Raw genomic sequence first — 20,375 nt, 5'->3', positions numbered from 1 at the left:
CACAAGATGAGATTTCTTTAAAGGGTCGTGGAAGATGACCACGTCGATAGGCTACAGGTGTAAAGGCAGCAATGTCATAGCCGAGTAGTACTAATAACCCATAGGCTTATTGTACGGCCGTTTTTTTATAGGTTACGCAACGATCATGTATAGTTTTCAATATGTTAAGATATTTATCCCCGCGAAGGTGGGGATCTGCAGAAAGCAGACGGGATCTAAAGAGATTCCTGCTTTCGCAGGAAGTTTTAAGGTGGTTATAGCGACGGGGCTCACCTCTTACCTTTCCGAACAGAGAAGTTAAGCCCGTTAGCGCCGATGGTACTGCTTACTGTGGGAGAGTAGGTCGCCGCCTTTTTCAACCCTGACATTCTTATGAATCGTCAGGGTTTTTTTGTTTATATACTCTTTATCCTTTAGCGATTAATATTTAGTTTAGCATACACAATTAACAGCCTTGAAGAACAAAGAACTTGAACTTGCTTGGAACTTCGTTAATAATACGGATAGAAACGTATTCTTAACGGGGAAGGCTGGTACAGGTAAAACAACATTTCTTCATAAGTTAAAACACCAATCTCTTAAACGTATCGTTGTTGTTGCTCCAACTGGTGTTGCGGCCATTAATGCCAAGGGCGTTACCATTCATTCGTTTTTTCAATTGCCATTTGGGCCAATTCTACCTAATCAAGAGACTAATAATTCTTCAGGTTTTAATAGAAAGTTCAACAGAACGAAAATCAACATTATTAAATCTCTCGATTTACTGATTATTGATGAAATCAGTATGGTACGTGCTGATTTGTTGGATGGTATTGACCAAACGTTAAGACGCTATAGGGATAAGACCAAAGTTTTTGGAGGAGTTCAAGTATTAATGATTGGTGATTTACAGCAACTGTCGCCTGTAATTAAGGAAGATGAGTGGTTTTTGTTGAAACAACATTATAAGAATGCATTTTTCTTCAGTAGTAATGCCTATCAAAACTGTAATGCTATAACCGTTGAGCTAAGACACATTTATCGTCAAGACAACCCAAAGTTTATCAATATTCTCAATGAGATTAGAACAAATAGCTTGTCCCAAGTGTCAGCTGACGAATTAAATAAACGCTATAATCCCGATTTCACCCCTGATAAGGACGAGGGTTATATTTCCCTTACAACACATAACAATAGAGCAGAGCAAACAAATACTTCGGAATTAGAAAAGCTTAAGTCCAAAGCTCATGTTTACAAAGCAAAGATTGAAGGAAAGTTTCCAGAATACGCCTATCCAAATAAAGAAGAATTAACACTAAAGGTGGGTGCCCAGGTGATGTTCATCAAGAACGATAGCTCGCCCGAAAAGCGTTACTTCAATGGAAAAATCGGAAAAGTGATTCTTTTAGACAAAGACGAAGTCATAGTTAAATGCCCAGACGACGAATTCAATATCGTGACTACGCCAGAAGAATGGGAGAATATCAACTACACAGTCGATAAAGAGACCAAAGCCATAAGTGAAAACAAAATAGGGTCTTACACTCAGATGCCTTTAAGATTGGCTTGGTCAATTACCATTCACAAGAGCCAGGGTTTGACGTTTGAAAAAGCCATCATTGACGCGCAAGGTGCTTTTGCTCACGGACAAACTTATGTTGCGTTAAGCCGTTGCAAAAGTCTGGAAGGCTTGGTTTTGAAGAACAGAATAAATTCTAGTCAAATTATTAGTGACAGTAACGTACAAACGTTTAGTGAACAGGCAGAAGAAAATCAACCTGATGAAGCTATTCTTCAAGCGTCAAAATCTGAATTTCAGCTGAATCTCATCGCAGAGATTTTCAATTTTTATAGTTTTCTTTATCCAGTTAATAGGCTCTTGGATATTTACTATAAAAATCGAGGCAGTATTGAAGGCAATCTCGAAACACCTTTAACGTCTATTAAGGATTGTGTTACTAACCTCCTTAAGGTAGCCAACGGTTTCAAAGCACAGCTTAAGTCGTTATCTATCAATGATGAAACACCCGAAGAGCATTCAGAAATACAAGAACGCTTCAAAAAAGGGATGGCCTATTTCAGTGAAAGTTTCAATTCGAATATCGTAGAATCATACAAGTCATTTTCATTTTCAACAGACAATAAAGCGATTGAAAAAGATATCATTAAGCAACTAGACACGATTGAAGAACTGATAGGCACCAAGCAACTCTATTTTTCAAAATTAAAAGATAGTTTTAATGTCTCAATATATCTCGAAGCCAGAGCTAAAGCGGTATTCTTGGCAAAGGAGAAGCCGAAAAAGCCTCGCAAGCAAGTTTATGATGGCACGGCAAATGTTGAGTTGTTCGAGTTGCTAAGAGAATTACGAAACGATATTGCCAGCGAAAAAGACATCATCCACTATCAAGTATTTACCCAAAAGGCACTTTATGAAATGTGCGAAACCCTACCGACCAATACCCAAGAACTTTTGGAGGTTAATGGTTTTGGTAAGGTCCGAGTTCAGAAATACGGCGATGCCATTTTAAAGGTGATTCGGGATTATTGCGAGGAGAATGACATAGAAATGGCTAAGGCCACTGAAATATTTAAAGACAAAAAACCAAAGAAGAAAAAGGGCGATACCAAGAAAATCTCCTTAGATTTATTCAAATCAGGAAAATCAATTGAGCAAATTGCTTTTGAGCGAGAATTGAATGTAAATACAATTTTCGGACACTTGGCCAGTTACATTTCTTCGGGCGAAGTCACTATTTTGGACTTGATGTCTGAACGTAATTATAAAGAATTAAAAGAATTGATACCTAAACATAAATTTGAAAATCTTTCCGACTTAAAACATCAGCTCGATGAGAAATATTCTTATGGCGAACTTCGACTGGTTCTTGAGGAATTGGCTAAAACTTAAAAAGGCTTCAAAATGAATTGAAGCCTTTATTAATTTTTGAAACTCGATTTTTAGCCTTTAATAACGCCTCTAGAAATTACAATTTTCTGAATTTCAGAAGTCCCTTCATAAATCTGGGTAATCTTTGCATCACGCATTAAACGTTCTACATGGTATTCCTTTACAAAACCATTGCCTCCGTGAATCTGTACAGCCTCAACCGATTGTTCCATAGCCACTTTACTAGCGTATAATTTAGCCATAGCACTGGACATATCATAGTTGTTCCCTTGGTCTTTATCCCAAGCGGCTCTCATAACGAGCATTCTTGCGGCTTCAATCTCTGTGTACATATCTGCCAATTTAAAGGCTATAGCTTGGTGGTTACAGATTTCAGTTCCGAAAGCTTTTCGCTCTTTAGAATATTTTAAAGCCAACTCATAAGCGCCTGAGGCAATACCTAAGGCTTGTGCGGCAATTCCAATTCGTCCACCAGATAAAGTTTTCATAGCAAACTTAAACCCGAAGCCATCCTCACCAATTCTATTTTCTTTAGGCACTTTTACGTCATTGAATTGAAGTGTGTGTGTATCACTACCACGGATACCAAGCTTATCTTCTTTCGGCCCAATGTCAAAACCTTCCATACCTTTCTCAACAATAAATGCGTTGATACCTCGGTGCCCTTTTTCCCTGTCTGTTTGCGCTATCACTAAGTAAACGTCTGAGCGTCCACCATTAGTAATCCAATTTTTTGTGCCATTTAAAATGTAGTGGTCACCTTTGTCAATCGCGGTGGTAGCTTGAGACGTGGCATCACTACCGGCTTCTGGCTCACTCAAACAGAAGGCGCCAATTTGCTCGCCTGTTGCTAGTTTGGTAAGGTATTTTTGTTTTTGCTCTTCAGTGCCGTATGCTTCCAATCCATAACATACCAATGAATTGTTCACAGAAACCATAACAGAAGCAGAAGCATCGATTTTAGACAATTCTTCCATAATCAACACATACGAAATTGTGTCCATGCCACTACCACCGTATTTTGGGTCGACCATGATGCCCATAAAGCCAAGTTCGCCCATTTTGCGAACCAATTCTTGTGGGAATGTCTGTTTATCATCACGTTCTATAACGCCAGGCAGTAATTCCGTTTGTGCAAAATCGCGTGCCGCATCGCGTATCATTAAATGCTCTTCTGTTAAGCTGAAATCCATCGGTAAAAGAAATTATTGAATTGTTAAAAATGTCGTGCAAAGATAATTTATTAATAGCGTATTTTCAATAAGGAATACTAATTTTACGAATATGATAACTAATCACTATAAAGTTATTGGACTAATGTCGGGAACCTCCCTCGATGGTATTGATTTGGTATATGCAACATTTCAATTTAAAGAGCGATGGACCTTCGATATTTTGAAATCAGAAACCGTTCCTTACGATGAAAATTGGGAGCAAACTTTAAAACATTTAACCAATTTTTCAGCTGATGGGTTAAGCCATATCGATGATGATTATTCGTTGTATTTAGCTGGAATTATTTCGGACTTTATTAAAAAACACCAAATAGAAGATATAGATTTTGTGGCTTCACATGGCCATACGGCTTTACATCAACCTGAAAAAGGATTGACCTATCAAATTGGGAATCGACAAATTTTGTCGGACAAGTTAAATCTCAAAGTCATTTGCGATTTCAGGGTTCAAGATATGGAATACGGTGGGCAAGGTGCGCCATTAGTACCTATTGGTGACCGACATTTATTTTCAGATTATGACTATTGTTTAAATTTAGGAGGCTTCGCTAATGTATCGTATGAAGATAATGGGGAGCGACTTGCCTTTGATATTTGTCCGGTTAATATTGTAATGAACAAACTGGTTTCTGAAATAGGGTTAGATTTTGACGATAATGGACAATTAGCGTCTTCAGGTAAAGTAAATACTGAATTACTTGATGATTTGAATACAATTTCATTTTATTCCGAAAACCCTCCCAAATCATTAGGTTTGGAATGGGTTGACGAGACTATCTTTCCAATACTTTTAAACTATAAGTTACCTCTTAAAGATACTTTGCGTACGTGGGTTGAACATGTAGGATTTCAAATCGGGAATGTTTTAAATCAGGAAAACTCAAAGTGTTTAGTTACAGGTGGAGGTGTCTTTAACTCGTTTTTGATGTCAAGGATTGAAGCCTATTCAACTTCAGAATTAATTATTCCAGATAAAAAAATTATTGAATTTAAGGAGGCGTTGATTTTCGCATTTCTAGGTGTTCTTAGAGACAGAAATGAGGTTAATTGTTTGAGTAGTGTCACGGGTGCTGAAATGGACCATTCATCAGGAAAGATTTTTATTCCCACAAATTAAAGCAAGCGCTTCAAAAACCTTAGGGAGTTTTTTATATTTGTTACAACTGACTAACTATGACATTAATCAAAGATTTACTCCAAAAATACGAGAATAAGGATCCTGAAATTGTATTTAATTGGAAAGACCCAGAGACCGAAGCAGAAGGTTGGACGGTCATTAATTCACTAAGAGGAGGTGCTGCTGGAGGGGGAACCCGAATGCGTGAAGGCTTGGATATGAATGAGGTACTCTCATTAGCAAAAACGATGGAGGTAAAGTTTACGGTATCTGGCCCAGCCATTGGTGGTGCTAAATCAGGTATTAATTTTAACCCACAAGACCCAAGGAAAAAAGGTGTTTTAGAACGTTGGTACGCTGCTGTGTCGCCTTTACTAAAGAGTTACTACGGCACGGGAGGCGATTTAAACGTGGACGAAATTCACGAAGTCATTCCTATTACCGAAGAATCTGGGGTTTGGCACCCGCAAGAAGGCGTTTTTGAAGGCCATTTTAAACCCACGGATGCTGATAAAATCAATCGTATTGGCCAACTGAGGCATGGGGTAATTAAAGTGATTGAGAATGCACAGTATTCACCAGATGTCTCAAGGAAGTATACGGTTGCCGATATGATTACCGGTTATGGCGTCGCTGTAGCCGTAAAGCACTTTTACGAAATAAAAGGAACTTCAATTAAGGGTAAGAAAGCAATAGTACAAGGCTTTGGAAACGTTGGTGCCGCCGCAGCATTTTATTTGGCACAAATGGGTGCTAAAGTGGTTGGAATTATCGATAGAGTCGGAGGGCTTATTAATGAAGACGGCTTTTCTTTTAAAGAGATTACCCAATTATTTCTAGATAAAACCGGGAACACCCTTATTGCAGAAAACTTAATTCCGTTTGAAAAAATCAATGAAAAAATCTGGTCGTTAAAGGCAGAAATATTTGCGCCTTGTGCGGCATCAAGACTTGTAACCCAAAACCAGATTGACCAACTTATAGATACAGGATTGGAAGTTATTTCCTGTGGTGCAAATGTACCGTTTGCGGACAAAGAAATTTTCTTCGGACCCATCATGGAACATACGGATAGCAAGGTGAGCCTTATACCAGATTTTATTTCAAACTGTGGTATGGCAAGGGTTTTCGCTTATTTTATGGAGCGTAAAGTACAGATGACGGATGAAGCTATTTTTAATGATACTTCAGAAGTCATAAAAACCGCATTGAAAAACGTACATGAAGAAAATAGAACTAATACAGGCATAAGTGCAACCGCCTTTGAAATTGCATTGAAACAACTTATTTAAGATATATGGAAACCATTATAATTCTTGTTTTTGTCTTTGGCTATTTGGCCATCACTTTAGAGCACAGTATTAAAATTGATAAGCTTATTCCTGCATTGGTTATGATGGCGGTGAGTTGGGCATTAATATCTCTTGGTATAGATGCTTTCCCTCAGTGGTTTGATTCGGCTAAGCACACACTGCTAGAGAATTTTGGTGCCTTAGGCCATGAAGAGAAAATGCATATCATGGAAGAATCCTTGTTGCATCATTTAGGTAAAACTGCTGAGATTCTAGTGTTTTTATTAGGTGCGATGACTATCGTTGAAATCATCGATTATTTTGATGGATTCTCAACAATAAAAGGCTTTATTAAAACAAAAAAGAAGAAGAATATCCTATGGATTTTTGCCATTTTAGCCTTCATTCTTTCTGCTATCATCGATAATTTAACGGCAACCATTGTATTGATTTCCATTCTACAAAAAGTAGTTAAAGATCGTTCTGTTAGAATCTGGTATGCCGGTTTAATCATCATTGCGGCCAATGCAGGTGGTGCATGGTCGCCTATAGGTGATGTGACGACGACCATGCTTTGGATTGCCGATAAGGTGTCTACAGGTAAGTTGTTCCTGTATCTTTTTATTCCATCTTTATTGTGCATGATTGTACCAACTTTTATTGCGTCGTTCCTAAAACCTTTCCAGGGGAATTTAGATATTCCTGATGAAGTAGAAGAGAAGCCAAAAAATAGATTTAGCTCAACCATGTTATATCTTGGTTTAGGCGCTATAATTTTCGTTCCAATCTTCAAAGTGATTACACATTTACCACCATATGTTGGCATGATGTTGTCCTTAGGTGCAGTCGCCATTTTTGCTGAAATCTACACGAGTTCACGCTTTAGCATGGCTCAAGTGGAACTGGGTGAACAAATAGACTCATCACATCACAGTCCAATTCACCGTTCTTTATCAAGAATTGAAATGCCAAGTATTTTATTCTTCCTCGGAATTTTAATGGCAGTTGCTGCTTTGGAATCTTTAGGTATTTTATTCGGTTTTGCAAATACGCTTCAAGACACTATGCCTAGAATGGGAACAGAAATGCATTCTGGAGGCGTTTCGGATTTGGTAGTCTTATTACTCGGAGTTGGTTCTGCGGTCATCGATAACGTGCCACTAGTTGCGGCAAGTTTAGGGATGTTTAGTGAACCTCTAGATAATGAGCTTTGGCATTTTATTGCCTATTCTGCTGGTACAGGAGGTAGTATGCTGATTATCGGTTCAGCTGCAGGTGTTGTTGCTATGGGTATGGAGAAAATTGATTTCTTCTGGTATCTTAAAAAGATTGCGTGGCTTGCCTTAGTCGGATTTATCGCCGGTGCTGCAGCCTTTATGGTCACCCGAACGTTGTTCTAATATACTTAACTCAGAAAGCTGGCGTTATTAATCTAGTTGAATTAAACCTTTTATTGAAACTATGATATTACAAGATAATATCCAAGACGGAGCAGAATTGCCTGTAGATGGCGAATCTGTTGAAAAAACATTATCCATAATTGAATTAATTGGAAGTGGTGGCACCGCCGGAATGGTAATCATCGGTATCCTTTTCGTGTTGCTGGTTGTGGCTACTTATATATATTTTGAACGTCTTTTTGCCATAAAAGCGGCGTCGAAAGTGGATTCAAACTTTATGAATCAGATTAAAGATCATGTCAGTAATGGTAAGATTGAATCGGCTCAAATCCTTTGTGCACAACAAAATTCTCCCGTGTCTCGCTTAATCGGAAAAGGAATTTCAAGAATCGGAAAACCGCTCGAAGACATCAACACTGCTATAGAAAATGCAGGAAGACTCGAAGTTTATGAGTTAGAGAAAAATGTGAGTGTCCTTGCCACAATTTCGGGCGCGGCACCAATGATAGGATTCTTAGGAACCGTAATTGGGATGATAATTGCCATTTTTGAATTGGCCAATGCAGGCGGCACCATAGAGATGGATACACTGGCCAGCGGATTATATACTGCAATGACAACTACCGTTGGAGGCTTAATTGTTGGTATTGTCGGTTATATCGCTTACAACCATTTAGTCGTTAAGACCAATAAAGTGGTCTACCAAATGGAGGCTAATTCTGTAGAGTTTTTAGACCACTTAAACGAACCTGTCTAATATGAATATTAGAGGAAGAAATAAGGTCACGCCAGAGTTCAATATGTCGTCCATGACGGACATTGTCTTTTTGCTGTTGATTTTCTTTATGATAGCATCGACTTTAGTGAGTACCAGTGCCATAGACATTATTTTGCCCAAGGCAAGCGGTAAGACCGAAAACAAACGTTCGGTTGCTGTGAGTATCAAAGGGGATTTGACCTATTACATCGACCAAAAACGAGTGGGTGTAAGCGTATTGGAAAATCAATTGGTGGATTTATTGGCCGACCAAAGTGAGCCAACCATTGTTTTGCGTGCGGAAAAAACAGTACCTGTAGAAAATGTGGTTAAAGTCATGGACATTGCCAATAGAAATAAATTCAAAGTCATTTTAGCCGTACAACCCAATTAAACGGCATTGTTTTTGAAACCATCAGTTTAAAACCTATTTAGTTTGAAATATTTCGAGACAAAACACGAACGTAATTCAGCAAGGATAACCGGTCTATTGACCATTATCCTATTGTTGCTTCTGTTTGTTGTTGGCCCTCAATATTTAGACCCGCCGAAAGAATATGGCGTCGCCGTAAATTTCGGGACAACAGATTACGGAAGCGGAAACAAACCGTTAAGCAATCCTAGAAAAGCAGATATTCCGAAGCCTGTTGAGCAACCTAAACCTCAAGAACCAAAGATACAGCCCCAACAAAAAACACCTAAAGCTGAAGATGTCTTGACCAGCGAAACTGCTGAATCGATTGCCATAAGAAAACAAAAGGAAGCAGAGGCGAAAGCAAAGGCTGATGCCGAACGTGTAGAACGTCAAAAGCGTGAAGCAGAAGAACGCAGACGACGTGAAGAAGCTGAAAAGCGTAAGAGCTTAGATGACTTAATCGGAGGCGTTAAAAATTCTAGCGGAAATACAGATGGTGGCGAAGGCCCAGACGGACAGGCAGGTAATAAAGGACGACCAGAAGGCGACCCTTATGCGCCAAGTTACTTTGGTGGTTCTGGCCCTGGAAAAGGTGGCGTTGGCTATGGACTAGGTGGACGAGGTCGCCCGTCACGACAAATCTATAAGCAAGAATGTAATGAATACGGATTGGTTGTGGTTAAGATTGAAGTCAATCGTAGTGGTAGTGTTGTTTCTGCGTCACCTGGTGTGAGAGGAACAACCAATACACATCCTTGTTTGTTGGAGCCTGCAAAAAAAATTGCGATGTCCCATAAATGGCCAGCAGACTCCAATGCACCAGCTCGACAAATTGGTTTTGTGAGTATCAACTTTGATGTGTCTCAATAGAGATGAATTACCAAGAGACTTTAGATTGGTTATTTGGTCAACTTCCAATGTATCAGAACAAGGGAAAAACAGCCTTTAAAAAAGACCTGACCAATACCCTTAAAATTTCCAAACAGCTTAATAATCCTGAAAGACAATTCAAATCCATTCATGTCGGTGGTACCAACGGGAAAGGCTCAACCTCGCACATGCTGGCATCCGTACTTCAAGAAGCTGGCTACAAGGTTGGACTGTATACTTCGCCCCATTTAAAGGATTTTAGGGAGCGCATTAAAATCAATGGCCAAATAGTATCTAAGCAATTTGTAATGGGTTTTGTACGTCGGAATAAAGCATTTTTTGAATCCAATTCCTGCTCCTTTTTTGAAATGACCGTGGGTATGGCATTCGATTATTTTGCAAAGCAAAAAGTTGATATCGCCGTTATCGAAGTGGGCTTGGGTGGGCGTTTAGATTCTACAAATATCATCACACCAGAAGTATCGATTATCACAAACATCGGTTATGACCACCAGCAATTTTTAGGCGAAACGTTGGAAGAAATTGCATCTGAAAAGGCAGGCATCATAAAACCTGAAATCCCCGTGGTGATTGGCAAAACCCAAAAAGAAACAAAACCTATTTTTGTTGAAAAGGCCAAAAGCACAAATTCGGAAATCATTTTTGCGGATACTGAAGTGCCAAAACCTCAGTTTGAAACTGATTTGCTAGGCAATTATCAAACTGAAAACTTGAATACAGCTATACAGGCTTTAGAAATTCTTAAAGTGAAAGGTTATATAATCAATCAAAGCCATATTAAAAAAGGTTTGCTTAATGTCGTTGCCAATACAGGCCTTCAAGGGCGATGGCAAATTCTAAATGAAAACCCTAAGGTGATTTGTGATACGGCGCATAATAAGGAAGGCCTTGCCATAACCATGAATCAACTTCAAAAGGAAGACTTTATAAACCTTCATATCGTTTTCGGTGTGGTTAAGGATAAGGACTTGGATTCTATTATTCATTTAATGCCAAAAGAGGCGAACTATTATTTCTGTAAACCTAATGTGCAACGCGGAAAGGATGCTAAGGAACTCAAGGATTATTTTATACAAAACGGCTTTATAGGAAATGCCTACAAATCTGTTTCTGAAGCTTATAAAAAAGCACTTCAAAATGCAAAGAATTCAGATTGTATTTATGTAGGCGGAAGCACGTTTGTAGTCGCTGAAATTCTCTAAAATTATTTTAAAAATCCTTTTGAGGTTTTAAAAACTAATCTATATTTGCAATCCAATTTGAGGGCATGCGTACCTGCCTGTCGGCAGACAGGGCTCTGTTGTTCAGAGCACTTGGTTTACACCCAAGGGGTCAGTTCTCAAATCCCGAAAAAAACATTTTCGGGCGCGTAGCTCAGTTGGTTCAGAGCACTTGGTTTACACCCAAGGGGTCAGGGGTTCGAATCCCTTCGCGCCCACATCAAATGAATCCCGATTTGCAATTGCAAATCGGGATTTTTGTTTTTCAAAAGTGCAAAACCAAAGGTTTGGAGCACTTTTAAAAAACAAAAATACCAAGTGACGCGATAGCGTCACGGGATTTAATTTGCAGGAGCGGTTTCGCTCCGGGATATTTAATCTCCGAATATTAAAGGTTCGAAGTATTTCTGCAAATCAAATCCCGCCTTAATTTTTAAAGCCAAATGAATTCCTAATTACTTCGCTTCTGGCAAGATAAATGCTATATTACAATAGCTATGAATCATGGCCGTCAATACAATGAATAAGGTTAAAGTAAATATTAGAACTACCTGCACAAAAACATTGTGCTTACTTATACTATGCATGCTTAGTTCAGCACTACTATTATCTCAAAATGAGTCCGATTCAAAAACTTCTAAAAAGAAAAGTTCAATAACAAACAAGGGAAAATCCCTTCAACTTAATGGAAAGGATGGGCCATACATTATAGGCGATACACTATTCGTCGTAACTGCTGAAAATAAGCTCATAGGGACACCTCGTTTCCGTAGAGACTCTTTGGTTGTTCGTGTCGATAATAGTCATGACGATGAATTTTATCTAACGCTTCATAAAGATTATGAGGTTCCCAAAAGTGTTCACAAGGAATCAGAAAAAATGATTGTGATTTCTGATATCGAAGGGAATTTTAATGCCTTTTCAAGTTTCCTTTATGCAAATAAAGTCATAGATGAAGAGCATAATTGGATATACGGCAATGGAAAATTGGTGCTCGTTGGGGATTTTGTAGATAGAGGCAAGAATGTAACGCAGGTACTTTGGCTCATATATAATTTAGACCATCAAGCCAAAAAAGCAGGAGGGATGGTACACTTTATCCTAGGAAATCACGAAGTGATGAACTTTCATGGAGACTTCAGATACAATCTCGGGAAATACATACGAGTAGCCCAAGATATCAGTAGACAAGGAGACGAAAAGGAGGCGATTAAATACCTGTATTCCAAAAATTCTGAATTGGGAAAATGGCTTGCCAGTAAAAATATTATTGAAAAAATAGGGGACTATCTATTTGTTCATGCAGGATTGAGCCCTGAGCTTTTAGCGTTTAAGTTGAGCCTAAAAGACATTAATGCCAAAGTTAGAAAGCAGTATTTTGGATTTGAAGACAATCTCGATAAATCCACCCAATTTTTATATGGTCGATTAGGTCCATTTTGGTATCGTGGTTTAGTGACCTCTACAAAGCGCTATTCCCAAATTGACGAAGACCAACTCGATGACCTACTCGATTACTATGATGCCAAAAAAATAGTCATCGGTCATACGGTTGTTAAAACAATTTCTTCAGATTTTGATGGTAAAATCATCCGGACGGATGTAAAACATGGGGACAAAAAATTTTCAGGTAAAACCCAAGGACTTTTGATTGAAGATGGCGACGAATATATCGTGGACGCCAAAGGCTCTAAAACAGAGTTGGAGGATTAATCAAGGTTGCTGAATTCTGTATCTAGAATGGACATTCTTTCATTTAACCACGATTTTAAATAGTCCCAATCCTCTTCATTTGTAGTTTGTTTCGGCCATAAACGCTGGTCTCGTTCGTAAATCTTTTCATTTGTAAATTGCTGATAACGCGTTTGAAAAAGTTGAAGAAGACGTTCTGTACTAAGTTCGTTTTGTCTTAATGACGCCCATCGAGTTTTAAGCTTGTTCTTATAATCATTGGTGTCAGTTGCCATCAATTTGTCGAAAAGTCCGTTGCTTAAAAGACCCTTGGTATTTGGAACGCGTCGACCTTCCAAAATTACACCGAAAGATCCATCTAAATCCCAAGGCACAAAGAAATACGGTTCTTTAGTGTCGTATTTCGCCAGATAATAATTCTTACCAAGGTTGTCCGACGCTCGCATTACATTGACGAAAATGAAATAGTCAATGGCGTTAGTTACATTGAATTTTTCTTCAATCTGTTCTGAAAAAACAGCATCTGATTGATTAATTACTAGGTCTAGAAGCTGTGCCAAATCATCCCAGTACGATTTGTAATCAATTATAGGATATTCCATCCGGAAGCCTGTAAAATGAGGAAAAAGGTTATCGTAGGCTTTTGTTATTTTTTTAAATTCAGGACCACCATCATAGGAGTTGGCTTTGAATAATTCGCCCCGAACGGTACTGCCTTTATTCTTCTTTAATTTTAATTGTTTTCTGTCAACGGATTCAGACAAGGCATACAATCCCACATATTCACCATTTCTAAAAAGTTCAACATAGTCAACATCAAATCCGTTTTGGGCTTTAGGCTCTTTAGTTTGGTAATAAGGTTTATGGATATCAGACCACAGTCCTGTGGCGATGGTAGACCTTAATTTAAGTGGTTCGTTATAAAGACCATCCAATATCCAATCATCATCGGACCGCATGCCTTCAAATTTTAAGTCTTTTGAGATTTTCGATATGGTATCAGTACGGAATTCAATATCGTAGGATTTTTTGGGAAAGGTCAGTGACAAATTACCGCGTATACGAATCCCCATTGCACTTTCTTGATAAGTGTTCTTGTTAAAATAAGTAAAGTGCCCTGGACGCTTTTTGTCCTTCGTCATCACTGTGGTATCTAAAGCGATGTGAACCAAAGGCAATCTTGTAATGTATAGGTCATATATTTCACCACTTTTAGAGACTTTAAACGATGTGGAATATGAAAAGTCAGTAGTATTATCGGCTATTTCAAACGTATCGTTAAAATTGATAGTTTTAGCCTTTTTTCCGTTGAGGGCATCCAAATTGGAATGATGCCAAACGATGAGCTTATGTGTTTCATCAACACCAAAACTCCCTTTTTTGGCGGTGATATGTTGTGCTCTTCCTGTAGAATGAAAGAAAAGTAGTATTACAAAAGCGAATAGAACTGTGATTTGATTTTTAAAAAACATGTCTGACGATTGATGCTGTAAAAGTACTGTTTAATTAAATTTAGGTTAACTCCAAAGGTAATTTAGTTGCCTCTGTTTGGTTTTAATTTATGATTCACGTTCCATGCCAATATTTAGAAAACAAAAAGCCCAACGCAAAACGTCGGGCTTTCCTTCAAAATATATTACTTTCTTAGAACTCGTGAAAAGTCACGGCACCGTTAGAAATATCATACATACCGCCAACAATTTTAATTTCTCCGTTGTCTTCCATTTCCTTTAAAACAGAACTACGGTTTCTAATATTATTGATGGTCATTTCAACATTCTTTAGTGCTACTTCATTCACAAAATCAATGTTTTTTGAATTTCGTTGCGACTCATCAGCTGGTTCTTTAACCGCTTCAACGGCTGGCTCAATTTTGTTGATAAGCGCTGTTAAGTTGCCTAGTCTTGCATGGTCACAAGCGCCTTTTACTGCACCACAGCTGGTATGACCCAATACCTGAATCACTTTAGTCCCCGCTAATTTACAAGCGAATTCCATGCTTCCCAAAATGTCTTCGTTAACGAAGTTCCCAGCGATACGTACGCTGAAAATATCACCAATACCTTGGTCGAAAATTAACTCGGAAGAAACTCTAGAATCGATACAGCTCAATACCGTTGCAAAAGGATATTGACCCGTACTTGTTTGGTCAACTTGCAATAACAAATCTCTATTGTGGGCTTTTCTGTTTTGAAAACGTTGGTTACCTTCTTTAAGTAAATCTATAGCTTTATCTGGGCTGATGCCCGCTTGGGTCTCTTTAGTATGTGCGTTCATTTTTTATGGTTTTTGTTAAAGTTATTATTAAAAATAATGATTATTGTGCTGTATCAAGATTACTAATCCATAAAGAACAGTTAAATTTCTTCATGGCATTATTTAAATCTGAATTGAACTTGGCTCTAGCATTTTTCTTTTCTGGCTTTGCCAAACACAACACACCCACATTATCTTTTTTGATATAGTTAGACAACGTATTAAAGGTTTTGTCATTTTCTTCAAACTCATAGCCTTTGACAACTTCGTTGGAAGTATCGGCATTTAATGTAGCTTTCTCTCCCAAAATTCTGAAACGTTTTACAGGCTTCTCTTTTACTATGGCTTCAAGCGGATTTGAAGGTACTTCTGTTAGCGAAGGGCGCTCCAAAACTCCGATAGACTTATTTTCGATTTGATTTAAATTATTGGTGCTGTCCGTTATAAATAGGTCACCATCATAGTTTGAAACGACTGTTTTAGTAACATTGTTTCCGAATAAATGAATTGGCTTTACTTGTCGTTTTCCTAAAACCACTACGTCATAGTCGTTTTTCTTTAAGTGATTTTTAATGGTTGCTTTAGGACTGCCAGTGGTGACGGTTTGCTTTATACTCAAGGATGGACACTCACTACGCAATTCCTTGATTTTTCTCTGGATGCTGTGTTCAGCCTTAAGCTCATCATTTAATTGACGTTTTGCCGAAAGTTGATTGTCCCCTTTTAAAAGTCTCAGCTTTGATTTTACACTCAAAAACTCAACAGAAGAGCAATTGTCTTTTGCTAGTTTAATTGTGTTGTCAATTACGTGGTCGTTTTTTTTGTTTAGGTCTAATAAAACCAAGATATTTTTATTTGAAGTTTTCATCTTGTTTTGATTTTATGCGTCTTTTGGTCGCAGTTGAAAGAACTCTATAAAACTGTCTGGGTTCTCTACGATACCACGTTCTGAAATCAGTTTTATATCTATGTTACGGTTTCGGGCTTTTTCTGAAAAGTCTTCAAGAATTTCAATGATGTCATTATCTAGATATCTTGTTTTTCTCACGTCAAGCTCTAAGAACGTGTCTCTTGGAAGGCTGTCTAATTCATTTAAAATTGCACCTTTGTTAAAGAAAGTTACCTCTTCTGCCAAGGTCATTTTAATTTTGTGTTTTCCGTTGCTCTTGTCTTCAATATGAAGGAAGTGAGAATTCTGGAAACTCTTAATCAAAATTACAGCGATACCAACGGCAAGCCCTAGGCCAATCCCGATTAATAAATCGGTGAAAATGATACCAAGAACAGTGACCACAAACGGTAGGAATTGTTTCCAACCTAAATCGTACATCTTTTTAAATAGAGCTGGTTTTGCCAATTTATATCCAACAATGAAGAGTATGGCCGCTAAAACGGACAACGGAATTTTATTAATTAATCGCGGAATTAATATAACGGCAATTACTAATAAAAAACCATGGATTATAGCTGAAGCTTTTGTTTTTCCACCAGATTGAATGTTGGCAGAACTTCTAACGATAACTTGTGTTATTGGTAATCCACCAATCATACCAGAAACAATGTTTCCTGTACCCTGCGCCAAAAGCTCACGGTTAGTCGGTGTTACACGTTTTCTTGGATCTAGTTTATCCGTTGCTTCAACACATAATAGTGTTTCTAAACTCGCTACTAATGCAATTGTAAATGCCGTAATCCAAATTTGGGTGCTCCCGATTAATGAGAAATTAGGTGTTGTAAATTGACCTAGAAAAGAATCGAATCCGTCTGGTACAGGCACTGATACTAAATGTTCTGGCGCCAAAGCAAGAGAACTGTCCTTCGTAAAAATAAAGAACAATATCCCTACCACAACAGCCACTAGTGGTCCTTGAATGAGGTTGAAAATTTTCCCTTTTTTACTCAAGACATTGCTCCATAAAATTAGAATGGAAATTCCAACAAAAGCAATTATAGTAGCACCATAATCAATATTACCACTTATGATTGCATTTAAGGTTTTAAGTAATTCTGAAAGCGTATTCTCACCATCAATCTGAAGAAATGCAAAATTGCCTTCTGGATTTTTATCCAGACCGAAGAAGTAAGGAATTTGCTTCAAAATAATAATGATACCAATACCCGTAAGCATACCTTTAATGACCGACGATGGAAAATAATAACCTATAATCCCTAAGCGGAGTACACCAAACAAAATTTGAATAATACCACCCAAGACCACAGCAAGGAGAAAGTTCTCAAACCCGCCAAGGGTACTAATAGCGGTAAGGACGATAGCTGCCAAACCTGCGGCAGGGCCACTGACACCAACATGGGAACCACTTAGTGCACCGACGACGATACCGCCAACTATACCAGCAATTAAACCTGAAAATAGTGGTGCGCCACTGGCCAATGCAATACCTAAACAGAGTGGTAGGGCTACAAAGAAAACGACAATACTCGCAGGTATGTCTGATTTAAAATTTTTAAAAGGATTTGAAGAATTCATTAAGTAATAAATAAAAGGTTGAGCCCACAAAGGGCAATTAATGGTTAATGGTCAGAATACTTATTCTGAAATTAAGAATAGCATAAATGATTATGCTTCCGGAGGCGGAATAAACTGATCCAAATCAATGGAATCGTACATGGTCGTTAAGCCTAAAAATGTAGTGTTTGATGACCAACGTAAATTAAGAGACACAAAATTAAACTGCTCAAACGTCAGTTTTTCATCTTGTTTTTCATTTTTTTCTTGTTGCTCTTCTTCTTGTTCGTTTTCGGAGTCTGATACCGCAAGAGTTATCTCATTGTCACAACCAAAAAATGCGTTTAGGGTTATAGAAATAGGGTTAGAAAGCAGCCCAATTATAAGAACACTGAGTACCAATGTTCTAAAAAGAATACAGGTATTTAGTTGTTTCTTTATCATGTAATAGCTCTAAATACGAGGTGAGTATAAAAATTTACTACAGTATCTTTTCCTTTTTTAACATCGGTTAATGAGGGGAGATGTTCAGAAAAGTAGCGTTGCTGATGAGCACCTTCAATGACAGTAGAAATTAGCATGTGCGGAAAATCGTAAGTAGGATTTATTTCTAAAACAATGTCACTGACACGCTGCACCACGCGCTTGTAGGTTTTAAAATAACCTAACTTATTTTCTTTATCTACGGCTTTGGTATGGTAGGCTTTAGACGACTCGGAAATAATAATATTTCCAAGATTAATCTCATTGATGTATGAGAAATCATTGTCTTTATCAATTTTTCTAGTTAAAATATATATGCATTTTTCTAAACGTTCTACGGGTGAAGCAATGTTACTTGTAGAAAAAACCATAGTGTATTCCACCCAACTCCAGTACCACGAAATCAGATAAACCAATAGAACGTGCTTACTTTCAAAGTAGCGATAGATAGAACTTTCATTAGACCCAATACGTGTTCCTAGCTTTTTGAAGGTAAAAGCTTCAAAACCTAATTCGTCAATCATATCAATACTATGCGATACAATATTTTGACCCAATTTTGAAGAATTTGGATCCTTAGTGTACAATGCACTGTCTATGGTAATATGTACTGGAAGGTTTTGCATAAAAGACAAATATACAAAAACAGTAGTAACACTATTGAATTTTAATAGTTTAACTATTTTTTAACCAATAGAAGAATTCATTTTATTTCGAAGAAATACTGGCGAAGCTGAAAGAAATCTTTACATTTGTCATCCACTAATGGGTCATTAACTCAGTTGGTTTAGAGTGTTACCTTGACAGGGTAGAAGTCACTGGTTCGAATCCAGTATGACCCACATCAAACAGAAAATCCACGTCGTAAGATGTGGATTTTTTATTTTCAGGAGCGGGTTAAATCAGTATGGTCGTAGAGAATCAAAATATTTATAGGCAAATTATCTGTCTAGATAAAATCTAAAACACGCTCTAAAGCCATACCTCGCGATCCTTTTATTAAGATTGTAGCATTTTCAAATTCAATATCGTTTATTTCATTTTTTAAGTCCTCAAAAGTTTTAAAGGCTTTAGTGTTTCCTTGCCTTTCGGTATCATAGAAATTCTCTCCAGCTAAGAAAATTGTACCATCAAATTCAGATTCCAAAAGGTTCACAATGGCTTGATGCTCTTCTTTAGCATAATCACCAAGTTCAAACATATCGCCTAAAAAAACTACTTTATGGGACGCTTCTAATTGAAATAGATTGTGTAGGGCGGCCTTCATACTAGTAGGATTGGCATTATAGGCGTCTAAAATTATATGGTTAGAGCCTTTGTCCATAATTTGTGACCTGTTGTTGGTCGGTGTATATGATTCAATGCCCTTTATGATAGAGCTTTCAGGCACGTCGAAGTATTCGCCTATGGAAATGGCAATGGCAATATTGGTAAAATTATAACCCCCGATTAATTGACTAGAGAATTCAGTTTGATTATAAGTTCCTGTCACAAAAGGATTGGCATGACTAAAAGCAACTTGTGTATCGGCTCCTTTTGGCCCAAAGGTGTATCTGTTACCGTAAGAACCAAGTTGCTCCATTTGCTTTGGGTCCTCAGAATTTATAAACGCTAACCCGTTGTGGCTTTTTAGATAATCATAAAGTTCGGATTTACCTTTTATGATGCCTTCAATACCACCAAAGCCTTCCATATGTGCTTTGCCAAAGTTGGTGATCACCCCAAAATTTGGTACTGCAATGGAACATAAAAATTCAATTTCCTTTTGATGGTTGGCGCCCATTTCAACAATACCATAATCTAAATTACTGTCAAAACTTAAAAGCGTCAGGGGGACTCCAATATGGTTGTTGAGGTTACCTTTAGTAGCGCCAACAGTGTAAGTGGTAGACAATACGGCGTGTATTAATTCTTTGGTAGTTGTTTTTCCATTGCTTCCGGTAAGCGCAATGATTGGGATATTTAAACTATGGCGATGATGATTAGCTAATTCTTGAAGACGTTGTAGAACATCATCAACCAAAATATAACGCTCTTTATCTAAAACAATACTGGCATCATCAACCACAGCATAAGTTGCACCAGCTTCTAGGGCCTGTTTTGCAAAAGCATTGCCGTCAAAATTATCGCCTTTTAGGGCGAAATACATATTATTTGGTTCGATTTTTCTGGTGTCTGTACTGACGCCAGAGCACTCCAAAAACTTATGGTGTAGGTCTTCGTTATTCATGTTATAAAAATAAAAAAGTCCTAACGATTG

General features: G+C 37.8%; 17 protein-coding genes, 2 tRNA genes and 2 rRNA genes. 13 read left to right on the top strand and 8 right to left on the bottom strand.

The annotated features are described in order from the left end of the window. The 3 genes from ACFOSX_RS14930 to ACFOSX_RS14920 all read left to right on the top strand — a co-directional run. Positions 1-114 (top strand): 23S ribosomal RNA (locus ACFOSX_RS14930); the annotation flags it as partial. A gap of 132 nt (positions 115-246) precedes the next feature. After that, positions 247-355 (top strand): 5S ribosomal RNA (gene rrf / locus ACFOSX_RS14925). A gap of 99 nt (positions 356-454) precedes the next feature. After that, the gene (locus ACFOSX_RS14920; protein WP_386103048.1) at positions 455-2,890 is read left to right on the top strand and encodes a helix-turn-helix domain-containing protein; all 2,436 of its coding nucleotides are present in this window, start codon (positions 455-457) and stop codon (positions 2,888-2,890) included. Between the two features lie 50 nt (positions 2,891-2,940). Here the strand turns inward: ACFOSX_RS14920 and ACFOSX_RS14915 are convergent, their stop codons facing one another. After that, positions 2,941-4,083 (bottom strand): acyl-CoA dehydrogenase, encoded by a 1,143-nt coding sequence (locus ACFOSX_RS14915; protein ID WP_386103045.1) that lies wholly within the window; start codon positions 4,081-4,083, stop codon positions 2,941-2,943. A gap of 91 nt (positions 4,084-4,174) precedes the next feature. Here ACFOSX_RS14915 and ACFOSX_RS14910 point away from each other — a divergent pair, with 91 nt between their 5' ends. From ACFOSX_RS14910 to ACFOSX_RS14870, 9 genes are all read left to right on the top strand, one after another. Then, on the top strand, positions 4,175-5,242 hold the full coding sequence (locus ACFOSX_RS14910; RefSeq protein ID WP_386103043.1) for an anhydro-N-acetylmuramic acid kinase: 1,068 nt from the start codon (positions 4,175-4,177) through the stop codon (positions 5,240-5,242). Between the two features lie 65 nt (positions 5,243-5,307). Further along, a complete protein-coding gene (locus ACFOSX_RS14905; protein ID WP_386103075.1) occupies positions 5,308-6,534 on the top strand; it encodes a Glu/Leu/Phe/Val dehydrogenase dimerization domain-containing protein in 1,227 nt (408 codons plus the stop codon). A gap of 5 nt (positions 6,535-6,539) precedes the next feature. Further along, a complete protein-coding gene (gene nhaD / locus ACFOSX_RS14900) occupies positions 6,540-7,934 on the top strand; it encodes a sodium:proton antiporter NhaD (protein ID WP_386103040.1) in 1,395 nt (464 codons plus the stop codon). A 61-nt stretch (positions 7,935-7,995) separates the two neighbouring features. Beyond that, a complete protein-coding gene (locus ACFOSX_RS14895) occupies positions 7,996-8,691 on the top strand; it encodes a MotA/TolQ/ExbB proton channel family protein (RefSeq protein WP_386103037.1) in 696 nt (231 codons plus the stop codon). A 1-nt stretch (position 8,692) separates the two neighbouring features. Beyond that, a complete protein-coding gene (locus ACFOSX_RS14890) occupies positions 8,693-9,085 on the top strand; it encodes an ExbD/TolR family protein (RefSeq protein ID WP_386103034.1) in 393 nt (130 codons plus the stop codon). A 42-nt stretch (positions 9,086-9,127) separates the two neighbouring features. After that, positions 9,128-9,976, top strand: a complete 849-nt coding sequence (locus ACFOSX_RS14885; protein WP_386103031.1) for an energy transducer TonB — start codon at positions 9,128-9,130, stop codon at positions 9,974-9,976. Between the two features lie 2 nt (positions 9,977-9,978). Further along, positions 9,979-11,199, top strand: a complete 1,221-nt coding sequence (locus ACFOSX_RS14880) for a bifunctional folylpolyglutamate synthase/dihydrofolate synthase (protein WP_386103028.1) — start codon at positions 9,979-9,981, stop codon at positions 11,197-11,199. A gap of 161 nt (positions 11,200-11,360) precedes the next feature. After that, positions 11,361-11,435: transfer RNA gene (locus tag ACFOSX_RS14875), tRNA-Val, on the top strand. A 367-nt stretch (positions 11,436-11,802) separates the two neighbouring features. Continuing rightward, positions 11,803-12,930, top strand: coding sequence for a metallophosphoesterase (locus tag ACFOSX_RS14870; RefSeq protein ID WP_386103025.1), 1,128 nt, complete (start codon positions 11,803-11,805; stop codon positions 12,928-12,930). Here ACFOSX_RS14870 and ACFOSX_RS14865 read toward each other — a convergent pair. The 6 genes from ACFOSX_RS14865 to ACFOSX_RS14840 form a co-directional block, all read right to left on the bottom strand. Next, positions 12,927-14,381 (bottom strand): CotH kinase family protein, encoded by a 1,455-nt coding sequence (locus ACFOSX_RS14865; protein ID WP_386103022.1) that lies wholly within the window; start codon positions 14,379-14,381, stop codon positions 12,927-12,929. The two genes, ACFOSX_RS14870 and ACFOSX_RS14865, sit on opposite strands and share 4 nt — an antisense overlap. 172 nt (positions 14,382-14,553) lie before the next feature. Further along, a complete protein-coding gene (locus ACFOSX_RS14860; protein ID WP_386103019.1) occupies positions 14,554-15,186 on the bottom strand; it encodes a carbonic anhydrase family protein in 633 nt (210 codons plus the stop codon). Between the two features lie 40 nt (positions 15,187-15,226). Beyond that, entirely contained in the window at positions 15,227-16,033 is an 807-nt protein-coding gene (locus ACFOSX_RS14855; protein ID WP_386103016.1) for a universal stress protein, read from the bottom strand. A 12-nt stretch (positions 16,034-16,045) separates the two neighbouring features. Next, on the bottom strand, positions 16,046-17,653 hold the full coding sequence (locus ACFOSX_RS14850; protein ID WP_386103013.1) for a SulP family inorganic anion transporter: 1,608 nt from the start codon (positions 17,651-17,653) through the stop codon (positions 16,046-16,048). A 90-nt stretch (positions 17,654-17,743) separates the two neighbouring features. Further along, the gene (locus ACFOSX_RS14845) at positions 17,744-18,076 is read right to left on the bottom strand and encodes a hypothetical protein (protein ID WP_386103010.1); all 333 of its coding nucleotides are present in this window, start codon (positions 18,074-18,076) and stop codon (positions 17,744-17,746) included. Next, a complete protein-coding gene (locus ACFOSX_RS14840) occupies positions 18,073-18,741 on the bottom strand; it encodes a TetR/AcrR family transcriptional regulator (RefSeq protein ID WP_386103007.1) in 669 nt (222 codons plus the stop codon). The genes ACFOSX_RS14845 and ACFOSX_RS14840 overlap by 4 nt, the downstream gene beginning before the upstream one ends. A 141-nt stretch (positions 18,742-18,882) precedes the next feature. On the opposite strand from ACFOSX_RS14840, the gene ACFOSX_RS14835 reads away from it, so the two are divergent. After that, positions 18,883-18,957, top strand: a tRNA-Val gene (locus ACFOSX_RS14835). 107 nt (positions 18,958-19,064) lie between these two features. Here ACFOSX_RS14835 and ACFOSX_RS14830 read toward each other — a convergent pair. Continuing rightward, a complete protein-coding gene (locus tag ACFOSX_RS14830) occupies positions 19,065-20,345 on the bottom strand; it encodes a UDP-N-acetylmuramoyl-tripeptide--D-alanyl-D-alanine ligase (RefSeq protein WP_386103004.1) in 1,281 nt (426 codons plus the stop codon). Positions 20,346-20,375 lie beyond the last annotated feature (30 nt).

This window comes from Winogradskyella maritima, from assembly GCF_042650215.1.
Lineage (GTDB): Bacteria > Bacteroidota > Bacteroidia > Flavobacteriales > Flavobacteriaceae > Winogradskyella > Winogradskyella maritima.
The sequence above is the reverse complement of the archived record's forward strand: the minus strand, read 5'-3'. Positions and strand labels throughout refer to the sequence as shown.

Coding starts and splice junctions, on each gene's coding strand:
- ACFOSX_RS14880 (WP_386103028.1), top strand. CDS start 9,979: ATGAATTACCAAGAGACTTTAGATTGGTTATTTGGTCAACTTCCAATG.
- ACFOSX_RS14865 (WP_386103022.1), bottom strand. CDS start 14,381: ATGTTTTTTAAAAATCAAATCACAGTTCTATTCGCTTTTGTAATACTA.
- ACFOSX_RS14870 (WP_386103025.1), top strand. CDS start 11,803: ATGCTTAGTTCAGCACTACTATTATCTCAAAATGAGTCCGATTCAAAA.
- ACFOSX_RS14830 (WP_386103004.1), bottom strand. CDS start 20,345: ATGAATAACGAAGACCTACACCATAAGTTTTTGGAGTGCTCTGGCGTC.
- ACFOSX_RS14840 (WP_386103007.1), bottom strand. CDS start 18,741: ATGCAAAACCTTCCAGTACATATTACCATAGACAGTGCATTGTACACT.
- ACFOSX_RS14910 (WP_386103043.1), top strand. CDS start 4,175: ATGATAACTAATCACTATAAAGTTATTGGACTAATGTCGGGAACCTCC.
- ACFOSX_RS14895 (WP_386103037.1), top strand. CDS start 7,996: ATGATATTACAAGATAATATCCAAGACGGAGCAGAATTGCCTGTAGAT.
- ACFOSX_RS14855 (WP_386103016.1), bottom strand. CDS start 16,033: ATGAAAACTTCAAATAAAAATATCTTGGTTTTATTAGACCTAAACAAA.
- ACFOSX_RS14915 (WP_386103045.1), bottom strand. CDS start 4,083: ATGGATTTCAGCTTAACAGAAGAGCATTTAATGATACGCGATGCGGCA.
- ACFOSX_RS14860 (WP_386103019.1), bottom strand. CDS start 15,186: ATGAACGCACATACTAAAGAGACCCAAGCGGGCATCAGCCCAGATAAA.
- ACFOSX_RS14845 (WP_386103010.1), bottom strand. CDS start 18,076: ATGATAAAGAAACAACTAAATACCTGTATTCTTTTTAGAACATTGGTA.
- nhaD (WP_386103040.1), top strand. CDS start 6,540: ATGGAAACCATTATAATTCTTGTTTTTGTCTTTGGCTATTTGGCCATC.
- ACFOSX_RS14890 (WP_386103034.1), top strand. CDS start 8,693: ATGAATATTAGAGGAAGAAATAAGGTCACGCCAGAGTTCAATATGTCG.
- ACFOSX_RS14850 (WP_386103013.1), bottom strand. CDS start 17,653: ATGAATTCTTCAAATCCTTTTAAAAATTTTAAATCAGACATACCTGCG.